The following is a 22,499-nucleotide window of genomic DNA, read 5'->3' as shown; positions in this document are numbered from 1 at the left end:
TTTTAAGCCCCGATTATTCTTTGTTTGTACTGTGTTTAGAAGGAAGACAAAGGTCTAATTTTTTCTTTTCAAAAAAAAATATTGCAGGTATTGATTATTTAAAAATATATTTGTATGTATAATTTAGCACCTAAAATGATACACACAACACACTCAATACGAGTACGTTACGCAGAAACAGATCCCATGAAATACGTATACTACGGAAACTATGCAACGTACTTCGAAGTGGCGAGAGTTGAGCTCTTCAGAAGCATAGGAATCTCATACGATGAAATTGAAAACCAAGGAATTTGGCTTCCTGTTTCGGACTACAAAATTAAGTATATCCGACCAGCTTTGTATGATCAGAAATTAGAAATTCATACTTATGTTAAAAAAATTCCGGGAGTAAGAATTGAATTTGAATATGAAATTTACAATGAAGAGCATATTAAAATAACAGAAGCGTCCACTACTCTATTCTTTCTGGATGCAAAAATCAATAAGGTAATCAAATGCCCGGACTTTCTGATGGAGCTTATTGAGAAAAACTGGAAAGAAAATTAACTGCGGTTTTTAGTTTGAGAGTGGCAGGGTTTGAAGATTTGAGAGTTTAAGGCTTAAGGTCCTGAATTTAATGTAAAAGGTAACCAGGAACAAAGACGACTCGCAATTCATAATAAAAGAACCCCGTAATACACACTCTATTTATGAATTAATTCGCACCTTTGTATCTCTATTTACTATCCCTTATATTATACACTATGAAGATTGCTTTTTTGGGACCTCATGCCAGTTTTACACAGCTTGCCGCTGCTCAGCTTTTTCCTGATGACGAATTGTTGCCACAAGCCAGCATTCTGGATTGTTTCAATGCCGTTGAAAACGGAGAAGCCGTAAAGGCAGTAGTGCCATTGGAAAACTCTATTGAAGGAACCGTATCTATGACGCTGGATTATTTATATAAGACCCCGTCTATTAAAATTGAGGCAGAAGCAGTAATGCCGATTGCCCATCATCTGATGATTCATCCGGAAAATTCCATTGAGAATATCGAAAGAATATATTCGCACCCACAAGCCCTGGCACAGAGCTTTCATTTTCTGGATACTCATTATAAGGAAATTCCTAAACAGGACTTTTCATCTACCGCAGCAGCGGCTAAATTTGTTTCGGAAAATCCAGACACTCCTATTGCGGCAGTTGCTAATCAGTTTGCAGCTAATTTGTATGGCTTGAAAATTATCAACCGTAATATTCAGGATTTTGAACAGAATCATACCCGGTTCATCATTATTTCCAAACAGCAAAACAAATATCAGAATGTTCAGCTGGAAACTTTGGGCGAAAAATCCGGCATGCTGATTACTCTTCCGGAGGATCACCCCGGCGGGCTTCATCAGGTTTTATCAGTGTTTGCATGGAGAAAGATGAACCTGAGCAAAATTGAGTCCAGAACGTTAAAGACAGGTTTAGGAAATTATTTCTTTTTTATCAATGTTGAAGGTCCGTGGCAGGAAGTTTTACATGGGAACGCACTGCAGGAGCTTGAATCAATCAATGTCAACGTTGATTTTCTTGGAAATTACAAAGAATTTCTTCTGGAAAGCTAGAAAAAACACCATAAATAGGATTAAAAACACTGTCATTCGGGCAGTGTTTTTTTGTTATTTGCTACTAAAAACACAAAAAATTAAAAAAATTTCACAATAAATCACCACACTGACCAGTTGTTCCGGACTACACAAAAATAACCCACACATTGGGGAGAATTATATTTTGTTAAAACCCTCATAAACAATGTATTAATTCAAAAATAAATATAATAAGTCGTAATTAAATTATGAGGTAATTTTAACTAAAAAATAAACATATGTTTAAATATATTACAAAGTTTTAATGTTAAAATTATAGATTTCACAATGTCGGGTATAATTTTTATTGTATATTTGCTTAGCAACTAATTAAAAAATCTTGATCATGAAAACTAAACTTTACAGCTTACTGTTAGCATGCGCAACTTTACCTTTATTCTCTCAAGTAGGTATTAATACGGAAAACCCCAGTGCAACTTTAGACATAAACGGAAATGCAAAGATCCGTACTACTCCAGCGGCTCCTGCATTAACCGGGTATCAGGTACTTGGTATCAATAATGCCAATTCAGAAGTATCTTCGATTGATCCTCTTTTGATCTATGCGGCTGCCAACACCAACACCTCAGTATATGCAGCAAAGAAAACAGCAGGAATCAGTCTTTTAAGCCTTGGACTTTTTCCTTCGGGATTCAGAGCTGTGAACTTCCTGGCAGCAGAAAGAACCATAGGATCTGCCAGCTTATTCAGTGACACAGATAATACGTATACCATTCCATCCACAGGTGTATATGCTGTAGGCTTCACATTCCGTTATGGAACAGGTCTCCAGGCTTCCTTGTTAGCCAATAACCCGGGAGTTGGTATCGTAAGAACCCGAGCTGGTGTAGCCACTACGATAGACAGCCGTCCGTTCAGTGGAGCCAACCTGATTTTATTAAGTCTTACGATTTCAGAAAGTACCCTTAGTTCAGTTTATTCCTTCCAGGCAGGAGACAAAGTTTCATTTGGACTTGTCGGATCAACAGCATTAGACGTAGGCCTATTAGGATCCAGTGTTGCTTCTTTCTACATTTACAAGATATCTAATTAGTAAAAACATATTGTTAGTTATATACGGTTGATCCATCACATTTCTGTGATGGATTAATTTTTGGTTATATTTGATAAAAACTATGAAATGAATGAGTATCTCTTTATTATATTAATCATTATCGTTGTTCTTATTTTCAATAATCTGAATACCAGAGTCAGAAAATTGGAAAAGGAGATCTCAGATCTTAATTATAAAATCGGCAATAAACCTGCCGGACCTGAAGTTACGCCCGAGAAAACTCCATCTGAAAAAACGATCATTTCACAGACAATATCACCTCAACAGGTTTATGGTGAAGACACAAAACATACTGAAGAACCTACAACTCCTCCTGAAAAAGACTGGCTGGCTCCCGTTTTTGATTTTCTGAAACAGAATGCGCTCACCATAATTGGTATTTTCACCCTTGTTCTGGGAATTGGTTATTTTGTAAAATATGCGATTGATAAAAACTGGATCGGTGAAGCTGCAAGAGCTGGCATAGGTTTTTGTACCGGAGCAGGTATCATCATGACCGGACATTTCCTACGAAAAAATTACAAAGCCTTTTCCTCTATTATTACAGGAGGCGGAATTGCTGTTTTATATTTCACTGCCACAATTGCCTTCAGGGAATATCATCTTTTTAGTCAAAATACAACTTTTGCCATAACTGTACTGATTACAGTTGCCTCTATCATTTTATCATATTATTATAAAAGCGAGGTGCTGATTATTTTTTCTCTTATAGGAGGTTTTGCAGCTCCATTAATGATCAGTACGGGACAAAGCAATTACCTGTTTCTCTTTATTTATCTCACACTATTAAACACCGGAATGCTGGTAGCATCTTTCCTTCAGCATTGGAAAAGCGTGGGCTGGACAGCTTATATTTTCACAACCGGTTATCTTTTCTCCTGGACCAATGAAAGCCCCGAGATTTTAAGCATTACTTTTTATCTTATCAGTTATGTGGTATTCTATATTTTCGCACTGCATGATTATTTCAGAAAAAACATCCTTTCAACCTCTGATATTGCCATTCTTGCGCTTGCTAATTTTTCAAGTGTTCTGGGGCTGATCTATATTTTTAAGACCCTTGGGTATGAACCTCCTATTATTTTCCCGCTTATTTTTGCTGCAACCAATTCTATCCTGCTGTTCAGAGAATATGCACATAAGAATTTCGGGATTGCCTATTCTGTCTTTGCAGGGCTGGTGACAAGCCTTATAACAATTGCTGTTGCCATTCAGTTTAAAACCCATCTCATTACCAGTATCTGGGCAATAGAAAGCACCCTGCTTCTTTTCGTCTGGAAAAAAACCGGCCATAAGATTTTCAAAGTCTTCTTTTACATCCTGTTTCCATTGGTAATGATTGCCCAGCTGATCACATGGACTGAATATTTTGGAACAAAAGATTTTACCATCATATTCAATCCTCCATTTATTACCAGCTCATTTACTATCGTTTCCATAATGATCAATTTGTATTTATTAAGGAATGGGACAAAAAAGCCGGAGGACAAAGACAAGAACTTTTTTGAAGATCTTATCACTGTAATCAGCTATGGTGCTATTTATATTACGTTTCTGCTTGAGATTACCTATCATATTTCAGAAATGCATTGGTCAGCAGTTAGTACTGCAGGGCTGTTATTCAGTATCTTCTATATTTTTGTATTACTGCTTTTAAGAAAATCTCTGGATATCAGAAATGACATTCAGAATATTCTGATCTACCTGCTCCTTTTATTAACAGTCCTCACTATTTCTGTATCCACTCCGGCAGTAGTTACAGCTGTTTTATCAAAAAAACTGTATAGCGGTTTCTATCTGCTGCATCTGCTGCTATGGATACCTTTTATATATGTATACAGCAAAATTATTCCTTACTCGGAGTTTCACAAACGTCTGATTTCCTACTGGATGCTTTCCTTTGCTCTCATTGTATTGGTAAGCTGTGAGCTGCATCATTCCTATGTTTTGCTGGTTTCAAATGACATTCCTCAATTTTATGAAGCGAATAAACATTTTAATATTCTTTATCTTCCAATCATATGGACGATCCTTGCCAGTATTTTTATTTATACAGGTTTAAAAAGGAATATCCAGGAGTATAATAAAATTGGTTTTGCGCTGGTGGGCCTGATGGTGTTGAAACTATACGGCTACGATGTCTGGCAAATGGATAATATTTCAAGGATCAGTGCCTTTATTGCTCTTGGAATCATTTTATTGTTAAGCTCATTCACCTTTCAACGCCTGAAAAACATCATCAGAAATATGGTAGACAAGAAGGATAAAAATGAAGAAAATGAGGAAGCCGCCGGATGACAATCAGGATAAAAGTTTTTATCTCTAAATAAAATGTAAAACAATATAAGATTTCATTCAGATTTTATAAAAAATAACTATATTTATCACGTTTTTAACAGTTACATATTCTGATTATGAAAAAAATACTCTATTCTTTTTTACTATTTTCCTCTGTGACTTTATTTGCACAGCAAAAAAATCCTGCTGTAAAGTTTGCAGTGGCTGACAATGCTATCGGAACAGTAGAATTATTCAATACAACTACAATAAAGAACCTGATGCAGGTTTCAAAAGTTTACAATAACCCGGCAAGTTTTCCACAGAGTTTACAAAAATACAGTTCTGTTTTTACCAAAGGGATCACTGAATATAAGTTCAAAAATGGGCAGAATCCATTTGATAAAATGGCATTATCTGAAATCAATGTACAATACAACATCCCGGCGGATAACCCGGTATTTATTGAAGGATATGAATTTACTGACACCAGCGCGTTAATCTACCCGCAAATCAGGAAAAAAATGGAAGTAAAAGATTATAATGGTAAAAAAACATTGTTCATCTATACAACTGAATAATTGAATACTATAAAAAAAGGATGCTCTAAAACAGCATCCTTTTTATTTTAATATTTATTGTTCCACTTTTTTCTTAGCTCATCGTAGATTTTCTTTTCTGTAGAATTATTCCCAGGCTCATATAATTTTATATTTCTGATTTCTTCGGGAAGAAAGTCCTGTTCTACAAAATTTCCCTCATAAGAATGGGCATATTTATAGTCTTTTCCATAGTTAAGATCTTTCATCAGTTTTGTAGGAGCATTTCTCAGATGAAGCGGCACAGGCAGATTACCTGTCTGTTTCACCAAAGCCAGCGCTTCGTTAATCGCCATGTAAGCAGAATTACTTTTAGGGGAAACAGCAAGATATATAGCAGTTTCACTTAGTATAATCCTTGCTTCCGGGTTTCCGATCACATTAATTGCCTGAAAACAATTGTTGGCAACTACCAATGCATTCGGGTTAGCCAACCCTACATCTTCAGCTGCCAGAATTAGCATTCTTCGGGCAATAAACTTAATATCTTCTCCCCCGGCAATCATTCTTGCCAGCCAGTAAACCGCACCATTAGGATCTCCTCCACGCATAGATTTGATAAATGCTGAAATAATATCATAATGCTGCTCACCGTTTTTATCATACAATGCCATGGTCTCCTGAAGAACTTCAAGAACATCCGAATTTAGAATTTCTTTTGTATCAGAGTTTTTATATTGATTCAGAACCAACTCCACGGAATTGATCAGCTTTCTGGCATCTCCTCCTGAATATTGAATAAATGCCTCTTTTTCCAGGATTTTAAAATCAGTTCCCTCATCTTTATTGTATCTTTCCGAAGCGATATCGATAAGCTCTTCCAGCTTTTCATAGCTCAAAGCTTTTAAAATGTAGACCTGGCTTCTTGAAAGCAGTGCTGAAACCACTTCAAAGCTCGGATTTTCTGTAGTTGCCCCGATCAGTACAATCCATCCCTTTTCTACCGCATGCAATAATGAGTCCTGCTGAGATTTATTAAACCTGTGAATTTCATCAATAAATAAGATCGGTGACTTTCCGGAGAACAGATTCTGCTTTTTGGCATCTTCAATCACATCACGAACGTCTTTCACTCCGGAAGAAACTGCAGAAAGCTTATAGAATTTCCTTCCCGACTGCTCCGAAATAATTTCAGCCAGCGTGGTTTTGCCGGTTCCTGGAGGCCCCCAGAATATCAGCGAGTTCAGGGTATTGTTTTCAATCATTTTCCTGATGGTTCCTTTATCGCCGGTAAGGTGCTCCTGCCCCAATACATCATTCAGGGTTTTGGGTCTTAATTTTTCAGCTAATGGGATATTTTGATTCAAAGTAATTCTATTTTTTAAGATCAATGTCCCGGATTTCCGATCTCCGAAACTTATAACAAATTTAAACTAATTTTCATTTTTTTACCCTATTTTTGCATTGTTTTGAAACTTACATTCAATAAAATCATTACATTTCCACTGGTAATTTTGATCAAATTTTACCAATGGTTCATCTCGCCTTTACTTCCCAAAAACTGCCGCTACGAACCCACCTGTTCTCACTATATGGTAGAATCACTTCAGGTACACGGCATCTTTAAGGGCTTCTGGCTTGGATTTAAAAGGATTTTAAGGTGCCATCCCTGGGGAGGAAGCGGTTATGATCCTGTTCCCCCAAAACATAAATGTCAATAATCAAACTATTAAATCAATAGAAAAATGAATACTTTTTTTTTCAGAATTTACTTTGTTCTGTTTGCGTTGATCACTCAATGCCTCTTTGCACAGGAATACCCTGGAGGTTTATCTGACGGAACTTTAGATATCAACGGAAACAATATTCCTGTAAAAATCTATTCTACCACGGAGATGGGAGACCTTACGGCTTTTCCTGACAGGGAATCGGATAAAAACCAGTCTTTTGTTGTCATCTTAAATGAATCAAATTTTGAGCCTGAATATTACAACTATGGCGCTTCAACTTTAGCCAAATATAAAGATTCAAAGTATCAGTTTTTCGATAAAAACTTTAAGCTTATTGATACTTCCGTTAACAGGGATAATATTTCAAAATTCAAATATGCAGTAAAATCAGTGAAGCCTATTACTGATTCTGATAAAGTAGAGCTTAAAACTCCGTTTAAAATATGGGATCCTTCAAAAGGAATTCATATCGGATCCTTTACCCTTCACTTTTATAGTTTGATGTTTGTTTTTGCATTTGGATTCGGATATGTTTTAATGACAAGAATCTTTAAAATTGACAACGTTAATCAAAAATACCTGGAGCCTCTTTTCACATGGACATTGATCGGGACTATTCTTGGAGCAAGATTAGGACACGTTATCTTTTATCAGCCGGAATTATTTAAAGAAGATTTCTGGAGTGTATTTTTGCCAATCAGTACCAAAAACGGTTTAAAATTTACAGGATTTTCCGGACTGGCGAGTCATGGTGCAACGATTGCTTTGATTTTCACAACATTATATTATTCATTTAAAGTCATCAGAAAAAATCCTTTCTGGGTATATGACAGATTAGGTATCGTAGTGGCCTTGGGAGGTGCATTTGTAAGAATGGGAAACTTTTTTAATTCTGAAATCGTTGGTAAACCAGCTGATCCCAACTCTCCGTTCGCTTTACTTTTCCCGCAACAAAGCAGCGAATATGGTCTTACTGTTCCGCGTTATCCAAGTCAGTTATTTGAAGCGGTAGGGTATGTTCTTCTTTTCATTTTATTATGGATTCTTTACAGAAAAACCGATAAAAAATATCAACAAGGCTGGTTATTTGGTTTATTTTTCATCATTCTTTGGGCGATCAGATTCTTTGTGGAATTCCTTAAAGAACCACAGGGAGACGAATTCATCCAGATTGGCGGTCTGAATACAGGCCAGGTTCTATCTATCCCTTTTATGATTGCAGGAGTTGTAATTATGATTGTTTCCAAGAAGTTTAAAATCACACCGGAAGAAAACGCAAAACCGGAATAGGTTCAACAGGCTAAAAGGTAAAACAGCTGAAAAGCAAAAAGGCAAATCTGTAAAATACAGATTTGCCTTTTTTAATATCTTAAAATTATTTCGCTGCTACTTTTTCTTCCGGTGTTTCATAAATTCCTTGCTGCTTTCCTGTTTAGCTCTTCAAAAACACTTCCAAATGCATCAATAACATCAGTGGGAAGCACAGATTCTTTTGAATGCTTTTCTGAAGCTATCTCCGCAGCCCTGCCATGCAGCCAAACCCCAAGGATACATGTATGCTCTTCAGAATATTTCTGTGCATAAAGTGAAGTCAGAATTCCGGTAAGAATATCTCCGCTTCCTCCTTTGGCGAGCCCTGCATTTCCGGTAATATTGTAAAATACATTTGCCTGAGGGGTAATAACCTGGGTATGATGATCTTTTAACACAATATAAATATCCAGCTCTTTTGCCTTTTGTCTTGCAAGCTCAAGCCTTTTGAAGGAATCTGCAGTACTTCCGAAAAGCCTTTCAAACTCTTTCGGATGAGGTGTAATGATTGATTTCTTGGGAATTAATTTCAGATTTTCGGGATTTTTTGAAATGATATTTAAAGCATCTGCATCCAGGATTAATGACCGTTTATAGCTTTTCAAAAAGCTCAGAAAGCTCTTCTCTGTTTCCTGATGAGTTCCTAATCCGGGACCTATACCACAGATAAAATCATCTTCAATTTCAAAATTAAGGATAAACTTTTCTCCTCCTTTTATAAACATTGCCTCGGGACATGAAGTCTGTAAAATCTCATATCCGCATTCAGGCGCCAGGACAAAGATTAATCCCGCTCCTGTTTTCAAGGCTGATTTTACAGCCAACACCGCAGCTCCTATTTTCCCGTAACTTCCTGCTGCAATTGCTGCCTTGCCATAGCTGCCTTTGTGGGAAAAATCCTGTCTCGGGACAAATATAGATTCTATCAGCTGATCATCAATTACAGAATATACCGAATCAGTGGTGTCTGCGTAAATTTTGCTTAAATCAATATCCAGCACTTCTACTTTTCCGGTATATTTTCCGGTTTCAGGATGAAGAAAAGTCCGTTTCCAGCATTGAAAAGTAAGCGTATAATCAGCTTTCATAATGACAGCATTATTGTCAAACATTTCATCTGGTGACAGCCCGGAAGGAATATCGATGGATATTTTAATATTCTTTTTGGTATTCAGCTGCTCAACAAGTGATTTGTGTTCTCCTTCCAGCGGTCTTGATAATCCTGTCCCGAAAAGGGCATCTACAATAATCGTTTTATCATCAAAGGTATAGTGTTCATCAGGATCAAATTTTCTGACTGAAATTCCAGACAAATCACGAAGTCTTTTAAGATTAACAGATGCATCTTCTGAAAACTTCTTTTTGGAATCGCTTATAAATACATCTATATCAAAACCCTTAAGATAAAGTATTCTTGCAACAGCCAACCCATCACCTCCGTTATTTCCGTTACCGCAAAATACAGCCAGCTTTTTATGGTTTTTACAATGTTCAGAAATCCAGTGAGCGACAGCCATTGAAGCTCTTTCCATCAGCTGAATGGAAGAAATGGGCTCATGGGAAATGGTAAACTGATCCCAGCTGCGTATCTGTTCTGCGGTAAAAATTTTCATAGACAAATCAAACTTTTAAGCAAATTACAAAAGATTTTTCATTATGATATTACGGTTATTAATAAAAATACGGAGTCACCATTAATGAATTAAATTATCTGTATAAAGTTAAAATATCCATTAAAACGAATAACATGAAATCATTGTAAATTCAATGTTTTGGGAATAAAAAACTACAAAATTTAGTGTTTTTTACATTTTTTAATTATATTTTTGTGTATATACTAATTAAAAAAATATAAATTATGGGATTTGTAAAAGAATTTAAAGAGTTTGCCTTTAAGGGCAATGTTCTCGATCTTGCTGTCGGTGTGATCATTGGGGCAGCATTTGGTAAAATTGTTTCGTCTTTAGTGGAAGATGTAATCACTCCTCTGATATTAAACCCGGCATTGAAAGCCGCCGGTGCTGAAAACATTGCAAAGCTGTCATGGAATGGTGTTGCTTACGGAAATTTCCTTTCAGCAGTAATCAGTTTCCTTTGTATTGCAATGGTTCTTTTCTGGATCATTAAATTTGCCAATAAGGTAAACAAAAAAGAGGCACCTGCTCCTGCCGGACCTACAGAAGATCAGAAATTACTGATGGAAATCAGAGATTTGCTGAAAAGCAAAAATATATAATCTGTTAACAACATTTTTAAAATAAAAAAGCACCTCGTTTTGTAGACTGAGGTGCTTTTATTTATAGTCTGATTTAACTTATTGAATCTGTAAGATACTTGAAATCTGCTCCGCAAGAGAAAGTCCTATTCTATCCTGTGCCTCAAGAGTGGAAGCTCCTGTATGAGGAGTAAGAGAAATCTTAGGGTGAGTAAGGATTTCTCTGGAAGGTGTCGGTTCATTAATGAAAACATCTAACCCGGCAAATCTTACTTTACCGGAATCCAAAGCCTGAATCAAAGCCGCTTCATCGATAACTCCACCTCTTGAACAGTTTATAATAGCCACTCCGTCTTTCATGATTTCGAATTCATTCTGACCAATCATATAACCATCCTTCTGTGCAGGAACGTGTAAAGTAATGAAGTCTGAATGTTTTAAAACATCCTGTAGCGGCTCTGTCTCGATATCAACATTGATGAACTGATTGTTGTAAAATTTCACTTTGATGCTTGCTCTTCCTACATTATTATCCGCAGCAACCACTCTCATCCCAAGTCCTAAAGCGATTCTTGCTACTTCCTGACCGATTCTTCCCATCCCAACAATACCGATGGTTTTCCCTCTCAATTCGATACCGGGCGCATATGCTTTTTTAAGAGCTGCAAACTCAGTATCTCCTACTACAGGCATTTTTCTGTTGGAATCCTGAAGAAATCTTGCACCGGAAAATAAATGGGCAAAAACAAGCTCAGCCACAGATTCTGAAGAAGCAGAAGGCGTATTGATCACATGAATTCCTTTTTCTCTGGCATAATCTACATCAATATTATCCATACCTACTCCTCCTCTTCCAATAATGTCGATGGACGGGCATCCGTCAATAATATCTTTTCTTACCTGTGTAGCACTTCTCACCAATAATGTACGGATTTTGTGCTCATTAATATAATCTACTAAAAACTCCTGCGGAACTTTTGTAGTGATCACTTCAAAGCCTTTTTCTGTCAATGCATCTATTCCAGATTGATCAAGGCCGTCGTTTGCTAAAACTTTCATAAAATATCAAGTATATTAAAAAATGAAAGATTTAAAAATTCAGGGAAATGTTTCCATGTAATTTTTAAATCTTTGAATTATATTTTTATTCGCCGTCTTCTTTGAATACTTCAATGGTTACTTGCTTTTCTACCAGATCCGTAAATCTTCCTTTATACCTTGTAGCTCTTACCAGGTGGTTATCTATCCAGTGATAATTTCCCCCTCTTGGTTTTCCGCAAAGCACGCTGTGGTATTTGAAGCCATGCTTATCCAGCCAGTCGATAGTGATTTGTTTCAGATTTTCGGTTCTTGAAGTAAAAAAGCATATCTGATGCCCTTCATCATACCATCTGTTGATCGTTTCCAGTGCATCAGGGTATGGTTCGCAGGTAACCATTCTTTCCGGTTCTTCGTTGGGAACGTCATCAGTAATGGTTCCGTCGATATCTATTAAGTAATTTTTTATTCCATCCTTTAGAATAGGACTAATGTGTTCAATGTATTCTAATTCCATTACTAAATATTAAGTAACAAAGTTAGCGTTTTTAGAACTATCAGACACATTAATCTTAGTTTAAGTTAAAATTTTACTATAAAAAATAATATTCAGAGAATAATATCAATAATTTATTCATCATTTCACTCTAAATGGTTAAAATTTTTCGTTTTGAATTTCTTTTCAATAAAGTAAATCAGGATTGCAGACAAATCAAATCGGAGAACTGATCATTTTACTCCGTTACTTTTTGTGTCTCCCTTTATCTTGTTATCATTATTATAAAAAGCATGATGTTTAACTAAAAATTTCCAAAATACATTTATTACCCTTACATTTGTAGGAATGGAAGAATTTGTCGTTTTAGTAAATCCTGAAGATCGGGTTTTAGGGCTGATGGAAAAGCAACAGGCTCACATCAATGGTCTGCTGCACCGTGCTTTTTCTGTATTTCTTTTCAACAGCAAAGGAGAAATGCTTCTGCAGAAAAGGGCTTCAGGAAAGTATCATTCTCCTAACCAATGGACCAATGCTGTATGTTCACACCCAAGAGATGGGGAAACCTATCAGGAAGGAGCAGCACGCAGACTGAAGGAAGAGCTGGGAATTGAGACAGAACTTTCAGAAAAATTCAATTTTATTTACAAAGCAGATGTAGGCGGCGGCCTTTGGGAGCACGAGCTGGATCATGTATTTGTCGGAAATCATGAAGCGGGTTTCAATTTAAATAATGAGGAAGTGGAAGCCGTAAGATTTATTTCTATGGAAGATCTGGATAAAGAAATTTCCGCACATCCTGAAAACTTTACGGCATGGTTTAAAATCATCCTGGAAGAATATAAACACCATTTTTAATGATGAAAAAGATATTGTTTTTTTCTGCTCTTTTGACGGGAAGCCTGTTTTTCTCACAAAAAGCAAAAGTCTACGAAAATTCCAATTATTCTATTAATGTTCCTGAAGGCTGGAGATCTACTAACGACAGTGAAATTGTCAATATTTTCCCCACCAGCCAGATCGGTGCGATTACCATTTCGGAATATCATGATCTTCCCCTTCCAAAAGAGGAAGTGAAAAAATTTATGCTGGCACTTTATCAATCACAAGACCAGGAGAGTAAAGTAAAAGAAAAAAAGAGCCAGAAAGGATATACAGAATACCTGTATGAACATTTTGATGAAAAGGAAAAACTGTTCTGGGTAACCAAAGCTTTCCAGAAAGACAAAAACTTATATTTGGTTTCCATCAATTGTGGCCAGAAATTCTGGAACGGAAACTACATGACCCTATTCAATGAGACTTTTAACAGTTTTAAAATAAAGAAATAAAAATTAAATATGAAGAAAACAGCCTTGTACGACAAACATGTTTCTTTGGGAGCTAAGATCGTACCTTTCGCAGGTTTTGAAATGCCTGTTCAATATTCAGGGGTTACAGAAGAACATTTTGCTGTAAGAGAAAAAGCAGGATTATTTGATGTTTCCCACATGGGACAGTTTTTCATCGAAGGGCCGGGTTCAAAAGACCTTTTACAATTTGTAACCACTAATAATGTAGATACGCTTGAAAACGGAAAAGCTCAGTACTCTTGTCTTCCGAACGAAAACGGAGGAATTGTGGACGATCTTATCGTTTACAAAATGGAAGATGACAAATATTTCGTGGTGGTAAACGCATCCAACATTGATAAGGACTGGAATCATATTTCAAAATACAATACTTTCGGGGCTAAAATGACGAATGCTTCTGATGAAATGTCTTTATTGGCTGTTCAGGGGCCTAAAGCTACTGAGATTCTTCAAAAACTTACCGATGTAAACCTTTCGGAAATCCCTTACTATCATTTTACTGTAGGAAGTGTAGCTGGAGAAAATGATGTGATCATTTCAAACACAGGATATACTGGAAGCGGAGGTTTTGAGATTTATTTCAAAAATGAAAGCGCTGAAAAACTTTGGGATGCTGTAATGGAAGCAGGTCAGGAAGAAGGAATTATTCCTTGCGGACTGGCTGCCAGAGATACTTTAAGATTAGAAAAAGGATTCTGCCTTTACGGAAACGATATTGATGATACAACCTCTCCGATTGAAGCTGGTTTGGGATGGATCACCAAATTTGATAAAGACTTCGTTTCCAAAGATGTTTTCGCAAAACAGAAAGAAGAAGGAGTTTCCAGAAAATTAGTTGGTTTCGAATTGACAGACAAAGGTGTTCCAAGACATGACTATCCTGTAGTGGATGCTGAAGGAAACGTGATCGGAAAAGTAACTTCGGGAACACAATCTCCAATGAAAAAGGTAGGTTTAGGTCTTGCTTATGTTGACAAACCTCATTTCAAATTAGGATCTGAGATCTTTATTCAGGTAAGAAACAAAAACATCCCTGCAAAAGTAGTGAAGGCTCCTTTTGTATAATTGAAAAAAAATAGCAAAAAGAGGCTGTGATTTCTTCACAGCCTCTTTTTATATCCAAACCTTATAGGTTTTAAAAACCTATAAGGTTTATTATTTGCAAAATTAGTTTCCAAGTTAAATTTATTGGTTTACTCCAAAGAACTTCTGTAATTCTTCAACATTTTTCTTATCATTTCCTACAAAAATTTCTTTATCTGTCATAAATACAGGTCTTTTTAAAAAGGTATAATGATCCAGAAGCAATTCTTTAAAATCTTTTTCTGTCAAAGACTTTACATCCAGCCCTCTCAGTTTGATCTGAGTAGATTTTTTACTGAATAACGCTTCGTACGATTTTGTTTTCTTATGCATTTCTGCCAATTCCTCTTTCGTGACGGGCTCTTTTTTAATTTCGCGAAGTTCCCAGTCAGTAAGGTCAAATTGGGCTAAAATTTTTCTGCAGGTATCACATGTATTGAGATAAAATACTTTCTTCATTACGTTTTCTAAATCTGTTGTTGGTTAAAATTCCCTTTCATTGAAAGTTTCGTCTTTCAAAAGTAGGATTTAATCCAAAAATTTGGAAATTATTAAATAACTTTATTCAAATTTTATAAAGATGCAGAACAAGCCTATTACTTTTCAGTTTATTTCGGAGCCTTCAGATGTTAATTACGGAGGAAATGTACATGGAGGAAGTGTGATGAAATGGATTGACCAGGCCGGTTATGCATGTGCTACCACATGGAGTGGTAATTATTCCGTTACAGTATATGTTGGCGGAATCCGTTTTTATGATCCTATCAAAATCGGGGAAGTCGTAAAAGTTGATGCCCAGGTGATTTACACCGGAACTTCAAGCATGCATATCGCCATTAATGTTTTTTCAAGAAACCTGAAACAGCCTAATTTTGAAAAAAAAACCCATTGTATCATCGTTTTTGTTGCTGTGGATGAAAATGGTAAAAAACTCCCTGTACCTAAGTGGACTCCGGAAACAGAGGAAGAAAAGCAGCTTGAAATGTATGCCAAACGACTGATGGAACTGAGAACGCAGATTGAAGATGAAATGAAACCTTTTTTGTAGAAGAATAAGATTCATAACCTTCATGCTGAATTCATGGATCTTCTTTTTCATATTATATTGTATAAGAAATTAAGATTAACTAATTTAGTATCAACCATTTCAAAGTATAATATGAAAAATTTTCTTACAATCACAGCATTTCTGTTGATGGTTTTTCTTCAGGCACAAACCCATAGGTTCATTTATGAACTTCAGTATAAAATGGATTCTACCGAGACCGGGTATGAAAAAGTGAATATGATCCTGGATATCACCCCGAAAGAGGTAAAGTTCTATGGAAAAGATCTCGCTATCAGAGATTCACTGAATAAAAAATTCGGCATGAACTTCAGCTATACTGATATGACTGGACAGGTGGTTAAAAGAAAGATCAATTCTTTTGATAATGAAAATTTCATCAACATTAAAAATGGATATTATACATTTAAAACTACGGATAAGATCAATTGGACGATCGCTGATGAGATTAAAAAGGTAGAAAATTATACTTTACAAAAAGCAACTACAAAATTTGGAGGGAGAAGCTGGACGGCCTGGTTCTGTAAAGATATTCCATTTAATGAAGGGCCATTTAAACTTCGTGGGTTACCCGGTCTGATCTTTGAGCTATCAGATGCTAAGAATAATTTCATTTATACTCTCGTTAAAAGCAGAGAACTTCCGGAAGTCTCCAATACTTCAGATTTCCTGGAATCCAGCTTTGGTAATAAAGCAATTCCTATTAATGAAAAACAAAAGCATAAGCTGATGATGGAGTTTTACAATGACCCTTTCGCCTTTGAAAGAAATAATATCAGCAAATCCAATAATGACCTTAGAATTAACATCAACGGAAAGGAAATTCATAATGTGGATGAACTGAATACTCAAACCAAAAGCATGCAGGAGGTTATCAGGAAGTATAATAATCCGATTGAAATCGATAAGGCGATGCATTATCCGATATATTAAAACTTTGGTTTATTTTTAAGCTTGGGCTAAAGCCGGTAGAAAGTTTTAAATTTATTTAGGTGGGCTAAGCCCACCTCTAGTGATGTTGACATAATTATTTAACGACAACATCTTTTAGAATTGTTACTAATTACGTTATAGAGATTCCTCCGGAATGACAAAAGAATTAAGTAGTACCAAAGACATAATACAAGCTTTCATTGTCATTTCGTAGAAATCTAATTATTATAGCCTGTAAAACCTGATGAAAAATTAAAAACAGGAGAAATCCCTTGGTATCTGACATCTGAATGTATAGCTGATGTTTAATGAAAAGATCTTTTATCTTTTATCTTTTATCTTTTATCTTTTATCTTTTATCTTTTATCTTTTATCTTTTATTATTACATTTGCAATATCAAAAAGGAAATGGTGTTCTTCCTTACCCAACCGCTTTACAAAAGCTGATGACGCCTGATTAAAAGATTATTAACAAATAACTAATCAGGATTATTATGTCAAAAAATCAATGGACACTTGGTAAAAAAGCAGTTTTTCACACTCATTTTTTCTTCAGAAAATTCCCGGCACTGCCTTATATTTTAAAATGGCTGTTCATCAGTATGATTATAGGAGCTTTGGTTGGAACCGCTTCTGCAGGATTTCTTCAGTCGTTGGAATGGGTTACCAATTTCAGAGAAAATCATCTCTGGCTGATAGCTTTTCTTCCTGTTGCCGGATTTTTGATAGGACTGCTTTACTATTACTTCGGGAAAGATGTTGAAGCCGGAAATAACCTGTTGATCGATACCATCCATGAGCCCAAAGGCATCATTCCGTTTAAAATGGCTCCCTTTGTTTATCTGGGAACGATTGCGACTCATTTTTTCGGAGGCTCTGCAGGTCGTGAAGGAACAGCGCTTCAAATGGCAGGTGCTATTGCAGATCAGCTTACAAAACCTTTTAAGCTCGACCGAAATGATAGAAAAGTACTGATTATTTCAGCGATAGCCGCCGGATTTGGCTCTGTTTTCGGAACTCCTTTGGCTGGTGCTGTTTTCGGTCTTGAAGTTTTTCTAATAGGAAGAATCCGTTATAATGCTATTTTCCCTGCATTTGCTTCGGCCGTTCTTGCTGACCTGGTGACCAATCTCTGGAAAGTAAAACATACCCATTATCATATTGATTTCGTACCAAAACTGGAATTTTTACCCATTCTTTACAGTATTCTGGCAGGTATTGCTTTTGGAATCTGTGCCGCTGCTTTCAGTAAAATCATTCATTGGATGGGATCTTTTTTCAAATCGAAAGTCAAATATCCTCCGCTTCGACCTGTTGCCGGAGGAATCATAATAGCACTTGCCGTTTTTGCCATGGGTACTACCCGTTATATTGGACTGGGAATTCCTATGATTATGGAATCTTTTGAAAAGCAGCTTCCACTATATGATTTTGCCTTAAAAATGATCTTTACCATTGTTACGCTTTCGGCCGGATTTAAAGGTGGTGAAGTTACCCCGCTGTTTTTTATCGGAGCTACTCTAGGCAGTGCTTTATCTCTTTTTATTCCTTTACCTTTCGGGCTATTGGCCGGGATGGGATTTGTTGCTGTATTTGCCGGAGCCACCAATACTCCTTTGGCCTGTATGCTGATGGGAATTGAATTATTCGGGGCAGAATGCGGTGTATATGTAGCTATTGCTTGTGTTGTATCTTATCTTCTTTCAGGACATAACAGCATTTATGCAAAGCAGAAAATAGGAGAAGCAAAAAACAGAAGATACGAAAGCCAGCAGGACAGATCTGTTTCGGATTTTTTATAAGGGGTTTCGAGATGCGGGGTGCGGGTTACGAGTTACGAGTTACGGGATGCGGGGTTACAGTTATTAGTTTATTTTGTTGTTGGTTGCGGGATGCTGGTTTTTATTAGCTCTCAGTTCTTCACTTATAACATCTTGAACCCAAAATCCCTCAAACTTAAAAACCCAAACCTGAAATCCCGAATCCCGTACCACGAAACCTGAAAACCCGAAACCTTAATGCATTAACCCCTTACACTCTCAAACTCTCAAACTCACTCCACTTCCCGTTTCCAACTATAATTCGTAATTTTACGCCATGTTCGATTACAGATTAAAAGTTTTCCATACGGTAGCTTCCCGCTTAAGTTTCACTAAAGCTTCAGAAGAGCTTCATATCTCACAGCCTGCTGTCACCAAACACATTAAAGAAATTGAAACCCAGGTAGGCGCGAAGTTATTTGACCGTAAAGGAACTTCTATTCAGTTGACCCAAAGCGGTAAGATTTTGTATGAACATGCTGAAAAGATCAGAAATATCTACCGTGACATGGAGTTTGAAATCAGCCAGATCAATCAACAACATAAGGGAAAACTGATTATCGGAGCAAGCACAACGGTTGCGCAGTATATTTTGCCTGAAATTTTAGCCAAATTTAATACTTACTATAAAGACATTAAGATTGAGCTTCTTACGGGCAATACGGAAGCTATTTCATCACTTTTAAAGGAAGAAAAAATTGACCTTGGTATTATCGAAGGTGAGTCGCAGTCTTCTTATTTTGAGTACAGGACTTTCAAGCCGGATGAAATTGTTTTGGCAGCAAAATCCGATCATCCTCTTGCTCATAAAACTTTACACCTGAAGGACCTTTATCAGCTGGATCTGATTTTCAGAGAACAGGGTTCCGGTACGCTGGAGTTCATACAAAACAGGCTCAAAGAAAAAGGAATCAATATCAATGAATTGAATACCGTTATGCAGTTGGGAAGCAGTGAAAGTATTAAAAATTACCTTCTTCATTCGGAATGTGTGGCCTTTCTTTCCATCAGCACCATATTGAATGAACTTAAAAATAATATCCTTACCGTCATTGATATTAAAAACTTCAGTATTGAAAGGGATTTTCATTTTATCCTTCCTAAAGGTGAGCAGTCTGAACTGATTAAGCTTTTCCTGAGATTTGCAGAGCAATAAAGAACAAGCAAAGATATAACTTATAGTTATCCTATATAACAAAATACGATTTATTTTGTTATACTATTTTCCGGAATTTTGGTGCAGATTTTAAAAGTTCGCATTATGAAAGATTTCATTCAGAATGAAATGACCCGGAAAGTATTCTTTATAGTTTTGGCCGTATTATGCCTTACACCGCTCATATCTTCTCCAATTGCCCTTGCTTTGGGATTTGCCCTGGCTGTTTTTATGGGAAACCCTTTTGAAAAACATCTTCATCAATATATTCATCTGCTGCTGCAGATTTCAATTGTAGGACTGGGATTCGGGTTAAAGCTGGATGAAGCTCTTAATGCGGGAAAAACAGGCTTGATGCTGACTATTGTAAGTATTGTTACTGTCATGGTTTTGGGATATTTTCTGGGAAAAATATTTAAACTGGAAAGGCCCTTGTCTTATCTCTTGTCTGCAGGAACAGCTATCTGTGGAGGAAGTGCCATCGCGGCAGTATCTCCCATTATTAAACCAAGCACGAAACAGATTTCCCTTGCGCTGGCGATTGTTTTTACCTTAAATTCAATTGCGTTGTTTGTCTATCCTGCGATAGGGCATCTGCTGAATCTTTCACAGGAGCAGTTCGGGCTTTGGTGTGCAGTGGGAATTCATGATACAAGTTCTGTAGTAGGTGCTGCAAGCAAATATGGCGATGAGGCTCTGAAAATAGCAACGACAGTGAAGCTTGCCCGTGCATTATGGATTATCCCGGTTTCACTGATTACTATGTTTATTTTTAAAAGTAAAGGAACTAAAATAAAAATTCCATGGTTCATCGGCTATTTTATTATTGCTATTCTTTTGAATACATATTTCCCGGTTCTTGACCGTTTCAGTAGCTCAATCACAGTTCTGGCAAAATCCGGACTTAATCTGACCCTGTTTTTCATCGGTTCTACCCTTTCCCTTCAAACCCTGAAATCTATAGGATTAAAGCCGTTGCTTACCGCAGTACTCCTCTGGATTACGATAAGTGCCGGAAGTCTTCTTTACATTATCCGTTAAAAAGAGCAGCACCCTTTTGAAAACAAAAGGGTGCTGCATATTAAATGTGGAAATGTTTATTTCATATTGAAATAATTTCTTTAGATAGCAGCTTCACCACAAGTATAAACCTGCGGACAAGCAATATACTGTACGCAATACCACGGTCCTGTTACTGATCCTGAGCAGCTGCATCCGCAAAGAGATAAATCAGGATTTCCGCTTATTCCTCCAGTAATGTTTTTCAGATCCTGCTTTCTTAATTTTTTAGCATTTTTCATAATGTTCATGAGATTTAGTTTGATTAAACAAATATAGTTTTAGTTACTTTCCAAAGTTAAACAAATATTAATAACACGCAACAAAATTTAGTATAAAAGTTAATAATTTATTGATTATAACCTGATTATTATATTCAAAACAAGGAATAACTTTTTTATTTTTTTTAAACAGTTTCATTTATTCTGTAAACTCAAGATCTTTGTCGTGGGTTTCTGAAATCGTAAGTGATGAATAAAATGCCAGCCCGAATACTACCACCCCTACAATGGCAGCACTTTCCACCACAGGAAAATGAGCTTTAAGTGAATCAAAAGCCAGAATCATAACAGGAACAAGGCCTCTCACCATATTCGGAACAGTTGTTGTTGCTGTATTTCTGATATTGGTTCCAAACTGTTCTGCGGCTAATGTCACAAACATAGCCCAATATCCTGTACCAAATCCCAGCCAGACACAAAACAGATAATATTTGGTTTCGGTATTGGTATTTCCGAACAGCATGATGGCGACCCCAATCAGTGTAAAGATCAACATGTAAAAGATGGCCATTTTGCGTGATTTTAAAGCATGAGAAATAAAACCGCTCAGCAGATCACCGACAGAAATACCTATATAAGCCCACATAATTGCTTTTCCGGGGTTGATATCCTTTATACCTAATTCAGGGGCAAACTGATTGGCTAAAACAGCCAGAATCCCTATGCAATACCACGTAGGTAATCCTACTGCAATACATTTTAAATACCTTATCAATCGGTCTTTATTGGTAAAGAAAGAGAGAAAGTTTCCTTTTGAGACATTTTTATGCTCAATATTCTTGTAAATCCCGGATTCCGATACGCTGATTCTCAGTATCAATAACATGATTCCCATAATCCCACCGATTATGTAAGAAATGTTCCAGCCACCAGCCAGCTCTACAGTAAGCTGGGCAACAACAGCGCCCATTAATCCGAATCCGGCAACAACTGAGGTTCCTATTGCCCTTAAATTCTTCGGCAGGCTTTCAGAAACCAGCGTAATTCCGGCTCCAAGCTCTCCGGCCAAGCCAATACCAGCAATGAACCTTAAACCGGCATATTGGTATACTAAATGTTCTTTTGGAAAATAAGGCAGGAAACCACAGGCAATATTAGCCAATGAATACACCAGAATAGACCCGAAGAGTACGGAAAGTCTTCCTTTTTTATCTCCGAAGATCCCCCAGAAAACACCTCCGAGAAGAAGCCCCACCATCTGACAGTTCAGAATAAAGGTTCCGTCTGCATCGGGATTCAGTCCCAATGCCTTTAAGCTGGGTATTCTGACAATTCCAAACAAAAGGAGATCATAGATGTCTACAAAGTAGCCGAGGGCTGATATAATAACGGGAATAGAGAAAATGTACTTCAGTTTCGAAGACATGGACAGTTCTTGCATTTTTAAGTTTTGATAAAAATAAAAAACCTTTCAATTTCTTGAAAGGTTTTTATCAAATATCTTTTTCTGAT

General features: G+C 36.6%; 23 protein-coding genes and 1 riboswitch. Of the genes, 16 read left to right on the top strand and 7 right to left on the bottom strand.

Annotation, left to right across the window (positions count from 1 at the left end; all coding sequences use genetic code 11):
- Nucleotides 1-135 precede the first annotated feature (135 nt).
- The 5 genes from EL165_RS25705 to EL165_RS25685 all read left to right on the top strand — a co-directional run bounded on the left by EL165_RS25705 (nucleotide 136) and on the right by EL165_RS25685 (nucleotide 5,549).
- Nucleotides 136-549 (top strand): acyl-CoA thioesterase, encoded by a 414-nt coding sequence (locus EL165_RS25705; protein ID WP_041461520.1) that lies wholly within the window; start codon nucleotides 136-138, stop codon nucleotides 547-549.
- 197 nt (nucleotides 550-746) lie between these two features.
- Nucleotides 747-1,595: a prephenate dehydratase gene (gene pheA / locus EL165_RS25700; protein WP_002980478.1), complete on the top strand. Its 849-nt coding sequence runs from the start codon at nucleotides 747-749 to the stop codon at nucleotides 1,593-1,595.
- 367 nt (nucleotides 1,596-1,962) lie between these two features.
- Nucleotides 1,963-2,670 (top strand): hypothetical protein, encoded by a 708-nt coding sequence (locus EL165_RS25695; protein ID WP_002980480.1) that lies wholly within the window; start codon nucleotides 1,963-1,965, stop codon nucleotides 2,668-2,670.
- Between the two features lie 87 nt (nucleotides 2,671-2,757).
- Nucleotides 2,758-4,989 (top strand): DUF2339 domain-containing protein, encoded by a 2,232-nt coding sequence (locus tag EL165_RS25690; RefSeq protein WP_002980482.1) that lies wholly within the window; start codon nucleotides 2,758-2,760, stop codon nucleotides 4,987-4,989.
- A gap of 116 nt (nucleotides 4,990-5,105) precedes the next feature.
- The gene (locus EL165_RS25685; protein WP_002980484.1) at nucleotides 5,106-5,549 is read left to right on the top strand and encodes a hypothetical protein; all 444 of its coding nucleotides are present in this window, start codon (nucleotides 5,106-5,108) and stop codon (nucleotides 5,547-5,549) included.
- A gap of 47 nt (nucleotides 5,550-5,596) precedes the next feature.
- Here the strand turns inward: EL165_RS25685 and EL165_RS25680 are convergent, their stop codons facing one another.
- Nucleotides 5,597-6,874: a replication-associated recombination protein A gene (locus EL165_RS25680; RefSeq protein WP_002980486.1), complete on the bottom strand. Its 1,278-nt coding sequence runs from the start codon at nucleotides 6,872-6,874 to the stop codon at nucleotides 5,597-5,599.
- 102 nt (nucleotides 6,875-6,976) lie between these two features.
- Here EL165_RS25680 and yidD point away from each other — a divergent pair, with 102 nt between their 5' ends.
- Nucleotides 6,977-7,228: a membrane protein insertion efficiency factor YidD gene (gene yidD, locus EL165_RS25675; protein ID WP_041461521.1), complete on the top strand. Its 252-nt coding sequence runs from the start codon at nucleotides 6,977-6,979 to the stop codon at nucleotides 7,226-7,228.
- Nucleotides 7,229-7,738: 510 nt separating this feature from the next.
- Complete coding sequence (gene lgt / locus EL165_RS26425) at nucleotides 7,739-8,527, top strand: prolipoprotein diacylglyceryl transferase (protein WP_232529201.1); 789 nt, start codon at nucleotides 7,739-7,741, stop codon at nucleotides 8,525-8,527.
- Nucleotides 8,528-8,643: 116 nt separating this feature from the next.
- On the opposite strand, the gene EL165_RS25665 is transcribed toward lgt, so the two are convergent.
- Nucleotides 8,644-10,161, bottom strand: a complete 1,518-nt coding sequence (locus EL165_RS25665; protein ID WP_041461522.1) for a bifunctional ADP-dependent NAD(P)H-hydrate dehydratase/NAD(P)H-hydrate epimerase — start codon at nucleotides 10,159-10,161, stop codon at nucleotides 8,644-8,646.
- Between the two features lie 245 nt (nucleotides 10,162-10,406).
- Between EL165_RS25665 and mscL the strand changes: the two genes are divergently transcribed.
- A complete protein-coding gene (gene mscL, locus EL165_RS25660) occupies nucleotides 10,407-10,784 on the top strand; it encodes a large conductance mechanosensitive channel protein MscL (protein ID WP_002980494.1) in 378 nt (125 codons plus the stop codon).
- Between the two features lie 78 nt (nucleotides 10,785-10,862).
- Here mscL and EL165_RS25655 read toward each other — a convergent pair whose 3' ends face one another.
- Together EL165_RS25655 and EL165_RS25650 are read right to left on the bottom strand one after the other, a co-directional pair.
- Nucleotides 10,863-11,822, bottom strand: a complete 960-nt coding sequence (locus tag EL165_RS25655; RefSeq protein ID WP_002980496.1) for a D-2-hydroxyacid dehydrogenase — start codon at nucleotides 11,820-11,822, stop codon at nucleotides 10,863-10,865.
- Between the two features lie 85 nt (nucleotides 11,823-11,907).
- Nucleotides 11,908-12,318: an LNS2 domain-containing protein gene (locus EL165_RS25650; RefSeq protein ID WP_002980498.1), complete on the bottom strand. Its 411-nt coding sequence runs from the start codon at nucleotides 12,316-12,318 to the stop codon at nucleotides 11,908-11,910.
- A 327-nt stretch (nucleotides 12,319-12,645) separates the two neighbouring features.
- Here EL165_RS25650 and idi point away from each other — a divergent pair, with 327 nt between their 5' ends.
- From idi to gcvT, 3 genes are read left to right on the top strand one after another with little or no spacing between them, the layout of a single operon-like run.
- On the top strand, nucleotides 12,646-13,155 hold the full coding sequence (gene idi / locus EL165_RS25645) for an isopentenyl-diphosphate Delta-isomerase (RefSeq protein WP_002980500.1): 510 nt from the start codon (nucleotides 12,646-12,648) through the stop codon (nucleotides 13,153-13,155).
- Complete coding sequence (locus EL165_RS25640) at nucleotides 13,155-13,628, top strand: hypothetical protein (protein ID WP_002980501.1); 474 nt, start codon at nucleotides 13,155-13,157, stop codon at nucleotides 13,626-13,628. The genes idi and EL165_RS25640 overlap by 1 nt, the downstream gene beginning before the upstream one ends.
- A 9-nt stretch (nucleotides 13,629-13,637) precedes the next feature.
- Nucleotides 13,638-14,714 (top strand): glycine cleavage system aminomethyltransferase GcvT, encoded by a 1,077-nt coding sequence (gene gcvT, locus EL165_RS25635; protein WP_002980503.1) that lies wholly within the window; start codon nucleotides 13,638-13,640, stop codon nucleotides 14,712-14,714.
- A 120-nt stretch (nucleotides 14,715-14,834) separates the two neighbouring features.
- Here the strand turns inward: gcvT and EL165_RS25630 are convergent, their stop codons facing one another.
- Entirely contained in the window at nucleotides 14,835-15,191 is a 357-nt protein-coding gene (locus EL165_RS25630) for an arsenate reductase family protein (RefSeq protein ID WP_002980506.1), read from the bottom strand.
- 121 nt (nucleotides 15,192-15,312) lie between these two features.
- On the opposite strand from EL165_RS25630, the gene EL165_RS25625 reads away from it, so the two are divergent.
- The 5 genes from EL165_RS25625 (at nucleotide 15,313) to EL165_RS25605 (ending at nucleotide 20,748) form a co-directional block, all read left to right on the top strand.
- On the top strand, nucleotides 15,313-15,780 hold the full coding sequence (locus EL165_RS25625; protein ID WP_002980508.1) for an acyl-CoA thioesterase: 468 nt from the start codon (nucleotides 15,313-15,315) through the stop codon (nucleotides 15,778-15,780).
- A 111-nt stretch (nucleotides 15,781-15,891) separates the two neighbouring features.
- Nucleotides 15,892-16,731: a GLPGLI family protein gene (locus tag EL165_RS25620; protein WP_126358714.1), complete on the top strand. Its 840-nt coding sequence runs from the start codon at nucleotides 15,892-15,894 to the stop codon at nucleotides 16,729-16,731.
- A gap of 395 nt (nucleotides 16,732-17,126) precedes the next feature.
- Nucleotides 17,127-17,194: riboswitch (Fluoride riboswitch) on the top strand.
- 31 nt (nucleotides 17,195-17,225) lie between these two features.
- Nucleotides 17,226-18,533: a voltage-gated chloride channel family protein gene (locus EL165_RS25615; RefSeq protein ID WP_002980514.1), complete on the top strand. Its 1,308-nt coding sequence runs from the start codon at nucleotides 17,226-17,228 to the stop codon at nucleotides 18,531-18,533.
- A gap of 295 nt (nucleotides 18,534-18,828) precedes the next feature.
- Entirely contained in the window at nucleotides 18,829-19,707 is an 879-nt protein-coding gene (locus EL165_RS25610) for a LysR family transcriptional regulator (RefSeq protein WP_002980519.1), read from the top strand.
- Between the two features lie 105 nt (nucleotides 19,708-19,812).
- Entirely contained in the window at nucleotides 19,813-20,748 is a 936-nt protein-coding gene (locus EL165_RS25605) for a YeiH family protein (protein WP_002980521.1), read from the top strand.
- An 80-nt stretch (nucleotides 20,749-20,828) separates the two neighbouring features.
- Here the strand turns inward: EL165_RS25605 and EL165_RS25600 are convergent, their stop codons facing one another.
- Nucleotides 20,829-21,017 (bottom strand): hypothetical protein, encoded by a 189-nt coding sequence (locus EL165_RS25600; RefSeq protein WP_002980522.1) that lies wholly within the window; start codon nucleotides 21,015-21,017, stop codon nucleotides 20,829-20,831.
- Between the two features lie 169 nt (nucleotides 21,018-21,186).
- Nucleotides 21,187-22,428, bottom strand: coding sequence for an MFS transporter (locus EL165_RS25595; RefSeq protein ID WP_002980523.1), 1,242 nt, complete (start codon nucleotides 22,426-22,428; stop codon nucleotides 21,187-21,189).
- Nucleotides 22,429-22,499: the final 71 nt, after the last annotated feature.

Origin of the sequence: Chryseobacterium gleum (assembly GCF_900636535.1) — a bacterium.
Taxonomy (GTDB): Bacteria; Bacteroidota; Bacteroidia; order Flavobacteriales; family Weeksellaceae; genus Chryseobacterium; species Chryseobacterium gleum.
This window is presented reverse-complemented; position numbering and strand designations above follow the sequence as displayed.